This window comes from Micromonospora sp. NPDC048909, assembly GCF_040649635.1.
Classification (GTDB): domain Bacteria; phylum Actinomycetota; class Actinomycetes; order Mycobacteriales; family Micromonosporaceae; genus Micromonospora.
The window spans coordinates 129,978-146,335 of sequence record NZ_JBEZFU010000002.1 but is presented as its reverse complement, the minus strand read 5'-3'; the positions used below and the strand labels follow the sequence as shown (position 1 = coordinate 146,335).

General features: G+C 71.2%; 9 protein-coding genes and 1 tRNA gene. 4 read left to right on the top strand and 6 right to left on the bottom strand.

Going from position 1 to position 16,358, the window contains the following annotated elements; genetic code table 11:
- Window positions 1–192 precede the first annotated feature (192 nt).
- A tRNA-Asn gene (locus tag AB0C04_RS06865) sits at window positions 193–268 on the bottom strand.
- A 294-nt stretch (window positions 269–562) separates the two neighbouring features.
- On the opposite strand from AB0C04_RS06865, the gene AB0C04_RS06860 reads away from it, so the two are divergent.
- The 4 genes from AB0C04_RS06860 to AB0C04_RS06845 all read left to right on the top strand — a co-directional run bounded on the left by AB0C04_RS06860 (window position 563) and on the right by AB0C04_RS06845 (window position 7,011).
- The gene (locus tag AB0C04_RS06860; protein WP_357049509.1) at window positions 563–961 is read left to right on the top strand and encodes a hypothetical protein; all 399 of its coding nucleotides are present in this window, start codon (window positions 563–565) and stop codon (window positions 959–961) included.
- 281 nt (window positions 962–1,242) lie between these two features.
- A complete protein-coding gene (locus AB0C04_RS06855) occupies window positions 1,243–4,572 on the top strand; it encodes a ThuA domain-containing protein (protein ID WP_357049506.1) in 3,330 nt (1,109 codons plus the stop codon).
- 76 nt (window positions 4,573–4,648) lie between these two features.
- Window positions 4,649–5,719 carry a TIM barrel protein gene (locus AB0C04_RS06850; protein ID WP_357049503.1) on the top strand — a complete coding sequence of 357 codons (1,071 nt, stop codon included), beginning with the start codon at window positions 4,649–4,651 and terminating at the stop codon, window positions 5,717–5,719.
- A 107-nt stretch (window positions 5,720–5,826) separates the two neighbouring features.
- Complete coding sequence (locus tag AB0C04_RS06845) at window positions 5,827–7,011, top strand: ROK family transcriptional regulator (protein WP_357049500.1); 1,185 nt, start codon at window positions 5,827–5,829, stop codon at window positions 7,009–7,011.
- 44 nt (window positions 7,012–7,055) lie between these two features.
- Here AB0C04_RS06845 and AB0C04_RS06840 read toward each other — a convergent pair whose 3' ends face one another.
- From AB0C04_RS06840 to AB0C04_RS06820, 5 genes are all read right to left on the bottom strand, one after another.
- Window positions 7,056–8,063 (bottom strand): sugar phosphate isomerase/epimerase family protein, encoded by a 1,008-nt coding sequence (locus AB0C04_RS06840; protein WP_350874073.1) that lies wholly within the window; start codon window positions 8,061–8,063, stop codon window positions 7,056–7,058.
- A gap of 320 nt (window positions 8,064–8,383) precedes the next feature.
- Complete coding sequence (locus AB0C04_RS06835) at window positions 8,384–10,501, bottom strand: ThuA domain-containing protein (protein ID WP_357049497.1); 2,118 nt, start codon at window positions 10,499–10,501, stop codon at window positions 8,384–8,386.
- A gap of 81 nt (window positions 10,502–10,582) precedes the next feature.
- Entirely contained in the window at window positions 10,583–13,456 is a 2,874-nt protein-coding gene (locus AB0C04_RS06830; RefSeq protein WP_357049493.1) for a ricin-type beta-trefoil lectin domain protein, read from the bottom strand.
- A 314-nt stretch (window positions 13,457–13,770) separates the two neighbouring features.
- Window positions 13,771–14,838: a polyprenyl synthetase family protein gene (locus AB0C04_RS06825; protein ID WP_357049490.1), complete on the bottom strand. Its 1,068-nt coding sequence runs from the start codon at window positions 14,836–14,838 to the stop codon at window positions 13,771–13,773.
- Entirely contained in the window at window positions 14,835–16,289 is a 1,455-nt protein-coding gene (locus AB0C04_RS06820) for a nucleotide pyrophosphatase/phosphodiesterase family protein (RefSeq protein ID WP_357049487.1), read from the bottom strand. Before AB0C04_RS06820 ends, AB0C04_RS06825 begins: the two co-directional genes overlap by 4 nt.
- Window positions 16,290–16,358: the final 69 nt, after the last annotated feature.

The window sequence follows — 16,358 nt, the reverse complement described above, 5'->3', positions numbered from 1 at the left end:
GACGCAACCGAAGCCTAAGCCGGCATCCTCCATCGTGCCCGGCCGGCGACTCAGGAGGGGGCGAAACGGCACCTATGCCCCGAATGCGTCGCGCCGGGACGAGCGCGCCGGCGGACTGCCACACCAGTGGCGGGGTGGAGAGGGCGGAAACGACGAACGCCCGGCGGCGAGGGCCGACGGGCGTTCGTGGAGTGGCTCCCCCGATTGGACTCGAACCAATAACCTGCCGGTTAACAGCCGGCTGCTCTGCCAATTGAGCTACAGGGGACTGCATCGGCTGGCGTGCGGATCTCTCCGGCGCCGTGCGACGGGGACAAGAATACAGGACTCCGGGGGGTGTGAGTCCAGGGGGTTACCGAGCCCACCCCGGCCTCGGAAGCGACCGGCCACCCTGGGCGCCCGGGATCCGCAATTCGGATAAATCGTCATCACGGCACAAGCAGGTATGAGTACGGAGCAGGATGGGTAGTTAGCTGCGGACGACAGGACGCAGGCGCGAGGTGGTCGTACGCCGGGGTGACCCGACGAGACCGACGGCGCGTCAGGTACGGAAGGAGCCGCCATGCGCGGAAAGATCATGTTTCTTGGCGGGCTGGCTGCGGGATTCGTCCTGGGCGCCCGTGCCGGCCGGGAGAAGTACGAGGAGTTGGTGGTCCGGGGCCGCAAGGTGCTCGACCACCCGACCGTCCAGGAGGCGGCCGGGGTGGCCCAGGCCCAGGCGACCCGGCTCTACAGCGAGGGCAAGGACAAGCTCGGCCAGACCAAGCTGGGCGAGAAGCTGGGCACCGGCAACGGCCACAAGCAGGAGCTGACGGCGGCGGACGACGCGTTCGCCGGCACGCCGGCCACGGTCGGCGCGAAGCACAGCACCGGTGCGTCGAGTGGCGGGTCGACGTCGTCGGCCAGCACCACGCCGCGGACCAAGCCGTCCGGCTCGGGTAGCAACAGCAACACCCTCTAGTCGCACCTCGGTACGGGCCCGACCGCCAGTTCGGCGATCGGGCCCGTACCGTGTCTGCGCACGTCACGGCCGCGCCGTCGACGCCTCGGGGAGACTTTCTCCGATTTGGAACGAAAGTTCGACCGTATCGACAAAAACTTCTGCCGGTTACCCCTTCTCTTTGGTGTCAGCCGCAAATATCGTCCTGCGTAGAACCTGGCCAGGCTCTTGGTACTCCCCCGGCGACCTCCTCAGCGACGTACCGGCGCTGGGGCGGACCCGCCCGACCAGAGCGAGGTTCGATGCGCAGACCCATCGGCCGAAGAGCCGTCACCTACCTCAGCCTTCTCACCCTCGTCGGCGCGACGCTCGTCGCGACCGAACCCCACCAACCGACGCCGGCGCAGGCCGCCCCGGCCGAGCAGAGCAACGGCATCCAGTACAAGGTCCTCGTCTTCACCCGGTCGGCCGGCGGCAGCCACGCCGCCACCGACGCCGGGGTCGCCGCGATCCGGGAACTCGGCAAGGACCGGCGGTTCACCGTCGAGGTCACCGACGACTCCCGCAAGTTCGACGAGCCGCACCTCAAGCAGTTCCGCGCGGTGGTGTTCCTGAACACGTCCGGCGACGTGCTGACCGACGCCCAGCAGGCGGCGTTCGAGCAGTACTACCGCGACGGCGGTGGTTTCGTCGGCGTGCACTCGGCGATCGAGGCGGAGCCGGGCTGGTCCTTCCTCGACCAGGTGCTCGGCACCCGCGCCGCGGGGCCCGCGGCACCGGCCAGCGCGGCCACGGTCACCGTCGCCGACCGGGTGCACCCGGCGTCCGCCCCGCTGCCCGAGCGGTGGACCACGACCGACCGGTGGTACAACTTCGCGGCCAACGTCCGGGGCTTCTCACACGTCCTGGCCACGGTGGACGAGAAGACGTACGCCGGCGGCAGCATGGGCTTCGACCATCCGGTCACCTGGTGCAAGGACTACCAGGGCGGCCGCTCCTTCTACACCGGACTCGGCGCCACCCCGGAGAGCTACTCCGGCGCCGACCTGCGGGCCCACCTCGCCGGAGCGATCCAGTGGGCGGCCGGCACCACCGACGGTGACTGTGGTGCGACCGTGCTGGCCAACTACCAGATGGAGGTCGTCGGCGCGCAGCCGAACGTCAACGAGCCGATCGGTTTCGACGTGCTGCCCGACGGCCGGGTCATCCAGACCGACCGTCGCGGTGGCGTACGGCTGCACGACCCGAAGAGCAACCAGACCACCGTGCTCGCCCAGATCCCGGTCTACACGCACAGCGAGGACGGGATGTACGGGCCGGCGATCGACCGGGACTTCGCCACCAACAAGTGGGTGTACCTCTACTACGCGCCACCACTGGACACCCCCACCGGCGGCGCGCCGACCACCAGCACCGATCCGGCGGCCTGGGACCAGTGGAAGGGCTACTTCCAACTGTCCCGCTTCAAGTTCGTCGACGGCGAGTCCCCGTCGCTGGACGTCGCCTCGGAGCAGAAGATCCTCCAGGTGCCGGTCGACCGTGGCGCCTGCTGTCACGTCGCCGGTGACATCGCCTTCGACTCGGCGAACAACCTCTGGCTGGTGACCGGGGACGACACCCCGGCCGGCGGCGGTGGCTCGGGCGGCTTCTCGCCGCACAACGACTCGGTCAGCGCCACCGGGGTCTACCAGGCGCCGTTCGTGGACGCCCGGCGCAGCTCGGCCAACACCAACGACCTGCGCGGCAAGATCCTGCGGGTCTCGGTCCAGGCGGACGGCAGCTACACCGTGCCGGCGGGCAACATGTTCCCCGAGGCCCAGGACCCGGGCGACAAGACCCGGCCGGAGATCTACGCGATGGGCTTCCGGAACCCGTTCCGGATCACCCTCGACTCCGACGACGTCGCCTACGTCACCGACTACTCCCCCGACTCCTCGACCGCCGCGGTGGGCCGGGGCCCGGCGGGCACCGGTCGGATGATGGTTGTCGACAAGCCGGCGAACTACGGCTGGCCGATGTGCGTGCAGCCGAACCTGCCGTACATCGAGATGAACTGGACCACCAACCCGATCTCGCCGGTGGCGCCGTTCGACTGCGCGGCGCCGCGGAACAACTCCCGGCACAACACCGGCCTGACCGACCTGCCGGCGGTGCAGAAGTCGGAGCTCTGGTACTCGTTCCAGGCCCCGACTCCCTGCCCGGAGTCCTACCTGTCCACCCCGACGCAGACCTGCCCGGTGCTCTTCCCGGAGCTGGGCACCGGCGGCGTCGGCCCGCACGGCGCGGCGCGCTACGACTACGACCCGGAGCTGAGGTCGGAGACGAAGTTCCCCGCGTACTTCGATGGCGCGATCTTCTTCGGCGAGTTCACCCGGGACACGCTCAAGGAGATCCGGCTCGACGGTCAGGGCGACATCCTGAAGATCAACAACGTGTTGAACTGCGGGCAGGCGCCCACCACGCCGACGAAGCCGTTCCTCTGCGACAACCCGATGGACATGAAGTGGGGTCCGGACGGGAACTTCTACCTGCTGACGTACGGCGACGGGTTCTTCAACGTCAACCCGGACGCGGCGATGCTGAAGTTCAGCTACGTCAAGGGGCTGCGGGCGCCGAACGCGGTGCTCACCGCGGACCGGACCAACGGCACCGCACCGCTGAGCGTCGCGTTCAGCAGCGAGGGGTCGAAGGACCCGGACCCGGCGGACTCCATCTCGTTCGCCTGGGACTTCGACGGCAACGGCACGACCGACTCGGTCGACCCGAACCCGACGCACACCTACACCGCCAACGGCGTCTACACCGCCCGGCTGACGGTGACCGACTCCAGCGGCAAGACCGCGTCGGCCAACACCACCATCACGGTCGGCAACACCGCGCCGACGGTCACCGTCAACACCCCGCTGGAGGGTGGCTTCTTCAGCTGGGGTGACGGCATCCCGTGGTCGGTGACGGTCACCGACCCTGAGGACGGGCCGGTCGACTGCGGCAAGGTCGAGGTGACCTTCGTGCTCGGGCACGACAGTCACGGGCACGGCGAGGCCAACCAGTTCGGCTGCTCGGGGGTGCTGCCCACCGATCCGGACGACGCCTCGCACGGCGGCTACATCTACGGCGTGGTGAGCGCCTCCTACACCGACCTCGGCGCCAACGGGCAGCCGGCGCTGACCACGGTGGACCAGCAGGTCATCCAGGACAAGCGGCAGGAGGTCGAGTTCGCCGTCGACCAGTCCGGCACCACCGTCGGCGCCAGCGCCGACACCGGTGGCGGGCAGCAGCGGGGCAGCCTCGACCCGGGTGACTGGATCGCGGTCAACAACACGGTGGACCTGCGGAACATGCAGTCGGTCACGTTGCGCACCTCGGGCGGCAGCACGGCGACCGCCGGGCAGCCGCGGTTCGGCGTCCAACTGCGGCTGGACTCCCCCACCGGCCCGCTGCTGGGCACCGCGGTGGTCAACGCCACCACCGGCAACAACGCCTTCACCAGCACCACCGTGCCGATCACCGACCCGGGTGGCCCGCACCGGCTCTACCTCGTCTTCACCACCGTTCCCGGCGGCCCGACCAGCGGTTTCGGAAACCTGAACTGGATCGAGTTCGCCGGACAGGGCATCGGCGTCACGTCCTGACGACGCCGTGGCCGGGGCCGCCGCGGCGGCCCCGGCCAACCGCTCCACCCACCAACCGCACCAGGAAAGGCAGCAGATGAACGACAGTCAGCACGGAATGAGCCGGCGCCGGATGCTCGGCGCCCTGGCCGGCGCCGCCGGCGTGGCCGCCGTCGGCGCCACCGGCCTGGCCTCCCCGGCCCTCGCCGGCAACGGCCTGCTCGTCCCCACCGGCAAGCGCGGCATCATCCTCTACAGCGTCCGGGACCGGATCAGCGCCGCCCCGGACACCAGCGGCGTGCCGTACGGCTTCGAGCGGGTCCTCGGCCGGCTGGCCGAGATCGGCTACAAGGAGGTGGAGTTCGCCGGGTACACCCAGAACACCTCGATCCTGGGCCGGCAGATCACCCCGACGGAGATCCGCAAGATCCTCGACGACAACGGGCTGCGCGCCAACGGCTCGCACGCCTCCGTCCCGAGCACGGTCACCCCGGACACCATCGCCGCGTTCGAGCAGACGCTGGACACCGCCGAGATCCTCGGCATGACCCACATCGGCACCGGCAACGACCCGACCGGCAGCAACTTCAAGGCCGACTGGGACGCCGCCGTGGACCGGTGGAACACCTTCGGTGAGATGGCCGCCGCCCGTGGGCTCAAGCTCTACACGCACAACCACGACGCGGCGTACAACTTCCTGCTCGACAGCGGACCGCTGGACGCCCAGGGTCGGCCGACCCGGTCCTCCGGCGTGCGCAAGCTGGAGTACTTCATCGGGCTGACCAACCCGGAGTGGGTCTGGTTCGAGATGGACATCTACTGGGCGCACGTGGCCCAGCACCGGTTCCGCAGCTACACCGACCCGGACGGGGTGACCCAGACCAGCATCTTCGACCCGCTGGCCGTGGTCGCCGCGCAGACCATCCGGTTCCCGCTGTTCCACGCCAAGGACGGCACCTACGACCCGGCCAGCGCGGCCGGCTACGCAATGGTGCCGCTCGGCGAGGGCGACATCGACTACGGGAACTTCTTCGCAAACATGGGCGCGAAGGGTTACCACAACCCGATGTGGGAGCAGGACAACGCGCCGGGCGGGGCGACCGACCCGGGCCGCTCGCTGCGGTACGCGGAGATCAGCTACCGGCACATGTCGAGTCTGCGGGGCTGACAGACTCGACAGGTAACGCCAGGGGTCGCATCCGTCATCGGATGCGGCCCCTGGTCGCTACAAGGCGGTAACACCGCCGTGGAAGACTCCAGCCGGAGGTGATGGCGATGGTGCTCGTCCGGCCGGAGAACACGCAGCAGGCACGGCTCGTCCGGTTGCTCCGCGACGACGGCCCCCGCTCCCGGGTGGAGCTGGGCGACGCGCTGGGCCTGTCCCGCTCGACGCTGACCACGGAGCTGGAGCGGCTGGTCGCCGGGGGCCTGGTCGAGACCGCCGGGCCGGCGGCCTCCCGCGGCGGGCGTCGCTCGTCGCTGCTGCGCCTCGCCGGCGGGGTGCGCTTCGCCAGCGTGGTCGTCGCCGCCGACCGGGTCAGGGTCGCGATCACCGACGGTGAGCTGAACGTCCGGGCCGAGGCCGACGACGCGGTCGACGTCCGCACCGGGCCGGAACCGGTGATCGCTCGGGCCGTCGAACTCGTCGATAAGCTCCGCGCCGAGCTGGGCGTCGCCGAGCTGGCCGGGGTCGGCATCGGCCTGCCCGGGCCGGTCGGCGTCGAGGCCGGCACCTCCGTCGCGCCCGCGGTCCTGCCCGGCTGGCAGCGGTTCGGAGTCCGGGACGCGTTCGCCACCGAGCTGGGCTGCCCGGCGCTGGTGGACAACGACGCCAACCTGCTCGCCCTCGGCGAGCAGCACACCGGAATCGGCCGTACCTTCGACGACTTCCTCTACCTCAAGCTCGGCACGGCGATCGGCTGCGGCCTGGTGCTCGGCGGGACGCTCTACCGCGGCGCGACCAGCAGCGCCGGCGACATCGCGCACCTGCCGCTGGGCGAGGACGGGCCGGCCTGCGTCTGCGGCGAGAGCGGCTGCGTGGAGGCCTACTGCGGCGACGCCGGGCTGGTCGGGGCGGCGCTGACCGCCGCACGGTCCGGCCCGCCCGGTGCGCTGGCCGCCCGGCTCGCCGCCGCGGGCACGCTGACCGTGCGGGACGTGGCCGCCGCGGCGACCGCCGGCGACCCCGCCGCCCAGGCCGTGGTACGCGACGCGGGGCGGCGCCTCGGCCGGGTGCTGGTCGGGCTGGTCAGCTTCTTCAACCCGGGCATCGTCGTGATCGGTGGCGCGCCGGACGGGGCAGGTCACCTCCTGCTCGCCGAGATCCGCAGCGTGGTCTACCGCCGGTCGGCCCCGCTGGCCACCGGCACCATGCCGGTCGTGTTGACCGACCTGGCCGACCGGGCCGCGCTGGTGGGCGCGGCGCGGCTGGTCAGCGAGCACGTCTTCACCACGCACTGACCGGGCCGGGGGCCGACCGGCGGCCGACCCCCGGGCCGGGTGGTTCAGTCCTTGCTGCTGAACGCCGCGTCGAAGGCGGCGGTCGGGGCGTCGAAGGCCAGCCGGCGGACGAACTGGAGCGCCTCCGGGGCGCCGACCAGGCGGTCCATCCCGGCGTCCTCCCACTCGATCGAGATCGGCCCGGAGTAGCCGATCGCGTTCAACGCCCGGAAGCAGTCCTCCCACGGCACGTCGCCGTGGCCGGTGGAGACGAAGTCCCAGCCGCGGCGCAGATCGGCCCAGGGCAGGTGCGAGGCGAGCCGGCCACGCCGCCCGTCCCCGGTGCGCACCTTGGCGTCCTTGCAGTCCACGTGGTAGATCCGGTCGGCGAAGTCGAAGATGAAGTTCACCGGGTCCAGCTCCTGCCAGACGAAGTGCGACGGGTCCCAGTTCAGCCCGAAGGCGGGCCGGTTGCCGATCGCCTCCAGCGCCCGCTTGGTCGTCCAGTAGTCGTACGCGATCTCGCTCGGGTGCACCTCGTGGGCGAACCGCACCCCGACCTCGTCGAAGACGTCGAGGATCGGATTCCACCGGTCGGCGAAGTCCTGATAGCCCTTCTCGATCATCGACGGCGGCACCGGCGGGAACATCGCCAGGGTGTGCCAGATCGACGAGCCGGTGAAGCCGACGACGGTGTTCACCCCCAGCTTCGCCGCCGCCCGGGCAGTGTCCTTGATCTCCTCGGCGGCCCGCTGACGCACCCCCTCGGGCTCCCCGTCGCCCCAGATCCGGGCGGGCAGGATGTCCTGGTGCCGCTCGTCGATGGGGTGGTCGCAGACGGCCTGGCCGACCAGGTGGTTGGAGATCGTGAAGACCTGGAGGTTGTGCTTGGCCAGGGTCTCCCGCTTGCGCTCGACGTACGAGTCGTCGGCGAGCGCCTTGTCGACCTCGAAGTGGTCGCCCCAGCAGGCGATCTCCAGCCCGTCGTAGCCCCACTCGGAGGCGAGCCGGCAGACCTCGTCGAACGGAAGATCGGCCCACTGGCCGGTGAAGAGCGTGATAGGTCGCGCCATTGTCCTTCTCTCCCCTGTTGTGATGGGGATTCCGTACGGGCGGACCGGGGCGAGGGCGACCGGTCGCACCGGTGCGCGGCGGGGCCGCGGTGGAGGACCGGTGGGTGCGGGACGCACCTGGGCCCGCCGGGTTGCGCCTCCCGCCGGGTCACCGGCCACCATCACGGTCGCCGACCCCACTCTAGGTCGACCGGAAGCGGCACGGAAGAGCCTGGGTGCCGCGGCCCGCGCGGCACCCACGCACGAGCGACATGCCCCAGCGGAATTCACTCCCCTGGGGCATGTCGCTCTCGGACCTACCGCGACCCGCGATCAGCGGCTCAGGGCAGGGTCCACTTCTGGTTGGCCGCCCCGGCGATGCAGGTCCACAGGTGCACCGCCGTGCTGTCGGCCGAGTTGTTGCCGGAGACGTCCAGGCACTTGCCCGACTGCGGGTTGCGCAGCGTGCCGTCGGCCTGCGCCGACCAGTTCTGCGCTCCCGTGCCGTTGCACGTCCAGAGCTGGATCTTCGTGCCGTCCGCCGACCCGCTGCCGGAGACGTCCAGGCACTTGCCCAGCGCCCGCACGGTCGAGTTCGGCGTCACCGTCCAGGTCTGCGCCGCGCTGCCGCTGCACGTGTAGATCTGGACCTGCGTACCGTCGGCCGTGCCGGCGTTGCGCACGTCCAGGCACTTACCCGCCAGGCCCCGGATCGGCCCGGTGCCGGTGCCGCCTCCGCTCCCCTTCACCAGGGTGAAGTCGTCCACGTCGAAGAGCCCGCCGCCCGACCCGGTGAAGGTGAGGTAGAGGTTCTGCGCGCCGGACGGTACGCCGGAGAGGGTCGTGGTGACGTCGGCGAAGGTGTTCCAGCCACCGGTGTTCGGCACCGCCACCGAGCCGAGCACCTGGCCGTTGGTCGAGCCGGTACGCACCTGGATGGTGCCGCCCGGCCCGCCGGAGACGATCCGGGACCGGAACGAGGTGACCCCCGTCAGGTCGACGCCGTTGTACGCCGCCCAGTCGCCCGGCTCGACGTAGCCGAGGGTCTGCCCGCCGTTGGCGCCGGTCTTGCCGACCGCGCTGACACCGCTGGCGGAGCTGAACGCCTCGGCCTGGACGGTGACGTTGCCGGTCGGCGGCGGGGTGGTGCCGAGTTCCTTGATCCGGATGTTGCGGAACGAGGCGTCGTCACCGGTGCCGTGGTTCTGGATGCCGATGTGCCCGGCGAGCGAGCGGACCGGGTCGGTGTTGGTGAAGTCGTTGATCTTCACACCGTTCAGGAAGAGCTGCAGCCGCTCCCCCTCGACCAGCAGCTCGTAGGTGTTCCACTCCCCCGCCGGGTTCAGCGCCGCGTCCCGCGCCGCGATGTCGGCCGACTTGAAGGTGTAGACCGCGCCGGTGGTCCGGTCGACCGCGTCGGTGGGGTCGATCTGGATCTCGTAGCCGTTGTTCACCGCCGACCACGGGTCGCTCGACGGCGGGAAGCCGATGAACACCCCGGAGTTGTCGTCGCCGGCCAGCCGCCAGTCGAGCTTCAGCGAGTAGTTGGTGAACTGCTTCGCGCTGTACCAGTACAGCCCCATCCCACCGACGGAGGTGAGGGTGGCGTCGGAGTTGCTGAAGTTGCCCGGCCCGGCCTGCGACCAGCCGGTGGTCGAGCCGTTGTAGAGGGTGCTGTAGCCGGTCTCCGGTCGGCAGTCGGCCTTGGTCCGGCCGGCCGCGTAGCGGATGCCACCGAGCAGGTGGGCGCGGAACGCCGGCTCGGCGTACGACGACTGGGTGTGCCCGCCACCGGTGTAGAAGGACCGGCCGCCGCTGTAGGTCTTGCACCAGGAGTGCGGGTGGTCGGCGCCCATCCCGCCGCCCGAGTAGGACGACTCGTCGAGGGTGGCCAGCACCCGGGCGGTCGACCGGGCGTTGGTCTGGTAGTTGTACCACTCGTCGGTGCGGGTCCAGGTCTGCGGCAGGTGCGCGGTCGCCGCGTGCGCCCGGTTCTCCACCTTCACGTTGGCCTGCTGGATCGCCGGGTGCGAGGCGAAGTACGCGCCGACCAGGTTGCCGTAGAAGGACCATCCGTACTCGGTGTCGGCCGCGGCGTGCACGCCGACGTAGCCACCGCCGCCGCCGATGTACGACTCGAAGGCGGTCTGCTGGGTCGCGTTGAGCACGTCGCCGGTGGTGTTGAGGAAGACCACCGTCTCGAACCGGGCGAGATTGCTGGTGGTGAACTGGGCGGCGTCCTCGGTCGCGGTGACCGTGAAGTTGTTCGCCGCGCCGAGGTCGCGGATGGCCTGGGTGCCGACCGCGATCGAGTCGTGCCGGAAGCCGGCCGTCTTGGAGAAGACCAGCACGTCGTAGGGGGCGTCGGCGGCGCTGGCCGGGGTGGCCGGGGTGGTGCAGGCGATGACGGCGAGGACGGCGGTGGCCGCGCCGAGGACGGGTCGCAGGAGTCTGCGCATGTCGCTCTCCTAGGGTCGGTCGGGAGGGGCCACCGGTCTCGACGGTACGCCGGAACCGGCGACCCCTCCGCTCAACTCAGGTCAGGGCAGGATCCACTTCTGGTTGGCCGCGCCGGCCACGCAGGTCCACAGGTGCACCGGCGTGCTGTCGGCCGAGTTGTTGCCCGACACGTCGAGGCACTTGCCCGACTGCGGGTTGCGCAGCGTGCCGTCGGCCTGCGCCGACCAGTTCTGCGCTCCCGTGCCGTTGCACGTCCACAGCTGGATCTTCGTTCCGTCGGCCGAACCACCACCGGAGACGTCGAGGCACTTGCCCAGGGCGCGCACCGTCGAGTTCGGCGTCACCGTCCAGGCCTGCGAGGTGCTGCCGTTGCAGGTGTAGAGCTGGATCTGCGTGCCGTCGGCGGTGGCGCCGGACCGGACGTCCAGGCACTTGCTCGCCAGGCCCCGGATCGGGCCGGCGCCGCCGGTGGCGGTGCCGGTGTTCAGCGTGAAGGCGTCCACGTCGTAGAGCGCTCCGGTGCCCGACCCGGCGAAGGTCAGGTAGAGCGTGGTGGTGCCGGCGGGCGGGCTGCTGAGCGTCCCGTTCACCGTGGCGAAGGTCTCCCAGCCGCCGGTCACCGGGACGGTGGCCGAGCCGAGCACGGTGCCGGTGGCGGAGCCGGCCCGCACCTGGAGGGTGCCGCCGGCGCCGGCCGAGGAGACCCGGGCGCTGAACGATGTCACGTTGCCCAACTGGTACGGCTGGAAGGCGATCCAGTCCCCGTTGTTGATGTCACCGACGGTCTTGCCACCCTCGGCGGCGGCCTTGTCGAAGGTGTTGATGCCCGACGACGTCTTGAAGTGCTCGGCCTGCCGGTGCCGCGGCTGCAGGGTGTGCTGGGTGTGCGTGGTCAGGCCGCCCGCGTCGGTGTACTCGGCGTCGAAGATGCCGAAGATGTTCGCCGCGTAGTCGTGCTCCCCGTCGACGGGGATGGTGATCGAGCCGGAGCAGCCGTTCTGCGAGGTGATCTGGTGCCCGTGCTGGTCGTGGCCGAGCACGTAGGTCATCTTGACCTTGGTGCAGTCGATCGTGCCGTCCTCCGGGTCGCTGACGGTGATGGTGAACGGCACCGTGTCGCCGAAGGAGAAGAGCTTGCCGTTGCCGGGCGCGTTGATGGTGACCGTCGGCGCGGTGTTGCCGACGCTGATCACCACGCTGGCGCTGCCGGTGGCGCCCTGCGGGTCGCGGACGGTGAGCGTGGCGGTGTACGTCCCGTTGGCGGTGTAGGTCTTCGTCGGGTTGGCCGCCGTGGAGGTGGTGCCGTCGCCGAACGCCCACGCGTACGTCAGGGCGCCGCCCTCCGGGTCGGACGAGCCGGCCGAGGAGAACGTCACGGCCAGCGGCGCGGCGCCGGAGGTCCGGTTGGCGCTGGCCGCCGCCGTCGGCGCCCGGTTGCCGCCGCCGATGTACTCGAACCGGTAGAGCGCCGAGTTGGCGTCCCCGTTGAAGTACCCGGTGCCGTAGTCGAGGACGTAGTAGGCCCCGTCCGGGCCGAACGCCGAGTCCATCACCTGCTTGCCCGTCCACGGGAAGGTGTCGATGACGCCCCGGCTTCCGTCGGCGTTGACGTGGATCGGCTTGATCCAGCCCCGGCCGAACTCGGTGGCGAAGAACTGCCCGTCGAAGGACTGCGGGAACTTCACCGTCGAGGTCGACGAGGCGTTGTACCGGTAGACCGGGCCGCCCATCGGGGACTCCGAGCCGCCGCCGAACTCGGTCGGGCTGCCGGCGTCGCCGCCGTACCGGATCCAGGCCGGCTTGGCGGCCGGGAGGGTGGCCAGGCCGGTGTTGCGGAACGAGTTGTTCGTCGGCCCGCCGGTGCAGTTGAACTTCGGGCCGGTGGCGTTGGCGGCGAAGTCCCACTCGTTGTACGTCTCGCTGCTGGTGTTCGTGCCGGTGCAGTACGGCCAGCCGTAGTTGCCCGGCGCGGTGACCCGGTTGAACTCGACCTGGCCGGAGGGTCCTCGGGTGGCGCTGGTGGAGCCGGCGTCCGGCCCGTAGTCGCCGACGTAGACGACGCCGGTGGCCTTGTCCACGCTGATCCGGAACGGGTTGCGGAAGCCCATCGCGTAGATCTCCGGCCGGGTCCGGGCCGTGCCGGCCGGGAAGAGGTTGCCGGCCGGGATCGAGTAGGTCCCGTTCGCGTTGACCTTGATCCGGAGCAGCTTGCCACGCAGGTCGTTGGTGTTGCCGGCGCTGCGCTGGGCGTCATAGCCGGGGTTGCGGTTGGTCCGTTCGTCGATCGGCGCGTAGCCGGCGGAGTCGAACGGGTTGGTGTCGTCGCCGGTGGAGAGGTAGAGGTTGCCGGCTGCGTCGAAGTCGATGTCCCCGCCGACGTGGCAGCAGAGTCCCCGGTCGGCCGGCACGTCGAGCACGTCGACCTTGCTGGCCTGGTTGACGGTGAAGTCCGCGTTGAGGGTGAACCGGGACAACCGGTTGACGCCCTGCCAGGCGGAGAAGTCGCTGCCCGTGGCCGGGGCGTCCCCGCCGGGGGTGGAGAGCGGCGGGGCGTAGTAGAGGAAGATGTGCCGGTTGGTGGCGAAGTTCGGGTCGACCCCGACGCCCTGCAGGCCTTCCTCGTCGTGCGTGTAGACCGGGAGCGTGCCGATCACCGTGGTGCTGCCGTTCGCGTCGGTGCGGCGCAGGGTGCCGTTGCGCGCGGTGTGCAGGACCGACCGGTCCGGCAGCACGGCCAACGACATCGGCTCGCCCATCTCGGCGACGCCGCGGGCGAGCTCGACCTGCTGGAAGTCGGTCGCGTTGATCGGATGCGCCTGCGCGGCGGTGGGGCCGCCGAGCGCGGCCGGGCCGGCGCCGAGCGCGACCGTGCCGGCCGCGGTGACCAGCAGCAGCGCCGATCCGGCGGAGAACCATCGTCGGGGTCGCTGAGGTGCTTTGTCCAATGTGGACATACGAGGGCTGTCCCTTCCTGACGAGTGTCTGCCAGGGCGGGCGCGCGCCGACGCGCCGGATGCCGTAGCGGGGTTGCGGTAGGCGGCCCGGGTGCCGATCGGGCCGGCCGTGACCACCGGTCGGTGGAGCCACGTTCTCGGAGGTCACCAGTCGATGGGTTACCGCGCCGCCGGTTCACCTCGACGAAACAGTGTGGTGGTGGCCACGACATTAAGTCGTAGATGTCAATGTGTCCATACCTTCTGCCGAGCCAACCCGGACTTTCGCTGATTCGGCTAAAAGTCCCAGCCAACGTCCGGTGGGCGGCGGTCGGTCAGGAGCGGCGGTCGATCGCCTGCCCCGCGAGACCGACCAGCGCGGCCCGCGTCGCGTCGTCGAGCGGCGCGCTCTCCAGGGCGGCCAGCGCCCCCTCGGTGCGCACCCGGATCATCTGCTCGATCCGCTCCCGCGCGCCGGTGGCCTCGATGATCGCGCGCAGCTCGGCCGCGCCCTCCGGGTCCAGGTCCGGGTTGCCGAACAGCTCCCGCAGCCGGGCGGTCTGCGTCCGGTCGGCGACGCTGCGGGCCAACGCCATCATCACCGTCGGCTTGCCCTCACGCAGGTCGTCCAGGACCGACTTGCCGGTGACCGCCGGGTCGCCGAAGACTCCCAGCACGTCGTCGCGGAGCTGGAACGCGTCGCCGAGCGGGTCGCCGAACTCGGCCATCGCCTCGATCAGCTCCGGCGGCCCGCCGGCCAGCGCCGCGCCGATCTGCAACGGACGGGTGACGGTGTAGCGGGCCGCCTTCATCCGGATCACGGTCAACGCGCTGGCCACCGAGCCGTCGCCGACCCCGGAGACCAGGTCCAGGTACTCCCCGGCGATCACCTCGGTCCGCATCAGGGCGAACATCGCGTACCCCCGGTGCACCTGCTCGGTGGTGAGCCCGCACTCGTGGAACATCTGGTCGGACCAGGCGGCGCAGAGGTCGCCGCAGAGCAGCGCGGTGTTGCGGCCGTAGGTCTCCGGGTCGCCCCGCCAGGACGAGCGGGCGTGCAGGTCGGCGAAGAGCCGGTGCACCGACGGCTCGCCCCGGCGTCGGTCGCTGCCGTCCAGGATGTCGTCGTGGATCAGCGCGAACGCGTGGAACAGCTCCAGCGCGGCCGCGGCCACCACGATCGGGGCGCCGTCGTTGCCGCCCGCCCCCCGCCAGCCCCAGTAGCAGAAGAGCGGGCGCAGTCGTTTCCCACCGGCCAGCACGAACCGCTGCAACGCGGTGAAGACGCCGCGCGGCGCCCCGTCCGGCCAGTCCGGGCCCTGCCGTTCGAGGAACGCGGCCAGCTCGGCGTCGAAGCGGGCGCGCAGCCCGCTCGCGTCGGTGGGCGCCACGGTGAGCGTCACGACGCCTCCCTCGGCACGCCGGACGCCGTCGGGGTGACACGTACCTCCTCGGCCGGTGGTGTGCCGGCCTTCGCCAGCCCGGCCAGCTCCAGCAGGAGCCCCTTGACCTCCGTCGCCGCGACCCGGTCCCGGGACGCGGCCGGATCGGAGCAGAGCAGCACCGGCGCGTCGGCCGGGTCGGCCGGGAGCCGGCCGTGCGATCCGCGCACCGCCCGGGCCCCGGCGTCCAGCCCGACCGCGCTCATCAGGTAGCGCATGCCGAGCTTCTTGCGGGCCAGCGCCACCGCGGCCCGGCGCTTGGCGGCGACCGGGGCGGCCGGGTCGAAGAAGAGTTCGGCCGGGTCGTAGCCGGGCTTGCGGTGGATCTCGACCAGCCGGGCGAAGTCGGGGGCCATGGCGTCGTCGAGCCAGTAGTAGTAGGTGAACCAGGCGTCCGGCTCGGCCACCAGCACCAGCTCGCCGGCACGCGGATGGTCCAGCCCGTGCGCGGCCTTGCCCTCCGCGTCCAGCACCTCGGCCACTCCGGGCAGGCCCGCGCAGAGCTTCGCCACCGCCGGCACGTCCGCCGGATCCTTGACGTAGACGTGCGCGACCTGGTGGTCGGCCACCGCGAACGCGCGGGACGTCCACGGGTCGAGGTACTCCATCCCGGCCTGGGTGTGCACCCGCAGCAGGCCCTCGGCGCGCAGCAGCCGGTTGACGTCGACCGGTCGGGACACGTCGGTGATGCCGTACTCCGACAACGCCACCACCGTCGCGTCCCGGGCCCGGGCGGCGTCGATCAGCGGGCCGAGCGCCTCGTCCAGCGCGGCCGCCGCCGCGGCGGCCTGGGGAGAGGAGGGGCCGAAGCGTTGCAGGTCGTAGTCGAGGTGCGGGACGTACACCAGGGTCAGGTCCGGCGCGTGGTCGGCGAGGATCTGCTCGGCGGCCCGGCAGATCCAGGCCGAGGAGGGCAGCCCGGCGCCCGGTCCCCAGTAGGTGAAGAGCGGGAAGGTGCCGAGCCGCTCGGTGAGCCGGTCGTGCAGCTCCGGCGGATCGGTGTAGCAGTCCGGTTCCTTGCGCCCGTCGGCGTAGTAGACCGGGCGCGGGGTGACCGTCCAGTCCACGTCCGCGCCCATCGCGTACCACCAGCAGACGTTCGCCACGGTGTAGCCGGGCTCGGCCCGCCGGGCCGCCTGCCAGAGCTTCTCCCCGCCGACCAGCGCGTTGTGCTGCCGCCACAGCAGCACCTCGCCGAGGTCCCGGAAGTACCACCCGTTGCCGACGATGCCGTGCCCGGCCGGCGGCTCCCCGGTGAGGAAGGTGGACTGCACCGAGCAGGTCACCGCGGGCAGCACGGTGCCCAGCTCGGCCCGGAACCCGCCGTCGGCGACCCCGCGCAGCCGCGGCATGTGCGCCAGCAACCGCGGGGTCAGCCCGACCACGTCCAGCACGACCAACCGCCTGCTCATGCCGGCACTCCGCTTCGCTCCGTGCCGCCATGAGGCACTACCGCTCTGAGTCGATGACTCGCTCGCTGA

What these genes read in the sequence shown, in the direction of transcription:
- AB0C04_RS06860 (WP_357049509.1), top strand. Translation starts at nt 563, where the DNA reads ATGCGCGGAAAGATCATGTTTCTTGGCGGGCTGGCTGCGGGATTCGTC.
- AB0C04_RS06855 (WP_357049506.1), top strand. Translation starts at nt 1,243, where the DNA reads ATGCGCAGACCCATCGGCCGAAGAGCCGTCACCTACCTCAGCCTTCTC.
- AB0C04_RS06850 (WP_357049503.1), top strand. Translation starts at nt 4,649, where the DNA reads ATGAACGACAGTCAGCACGGAATGAGCCGGCGCCGGATGCTCGGCGCC.
- AB0C04_RS06845 (WP_357049500.1), top strand. Translation starts at nt 5,827, where the DNA reads ATGGTGCTCGTCCGGCCGGAGAACACGCAGCAGGCACGGCTCGTCCGG.
- AB0C04_RS06840 (WP_350874073.1), bottom strand. Translation starts at nt 8,063, where the DNA reads ATGGCGCGACCTATCACGCTCTTCACCGGCCAGTGGGCCGATCTTCCG.
- AB0C04_RS06835 (WP_357049497.1), bottom strand. Translation starts at nt 10,501, where the DNA reads ATGCGCAGACTCCTGCGACCCGTCCTCGGCGCGGCCACCGCCGTCCTC.
- AB0C04_RS06830 (WP_357049493.1), bottom strand. Translation starts at nt 13,456, where the DNA reads ATGTCCACATTGGACAAAGCACCTCAGCGACCCCGACGATGGTTCTCC.
- AB0C04_RS06820 (WP_357049487.1), bottom strand. Translation starts at nt 16,289, where the DNA reads ATGAGCAGGCGGTTGGTCGTGCTGGACGTGGTCGGGCTGACCCCGCGG.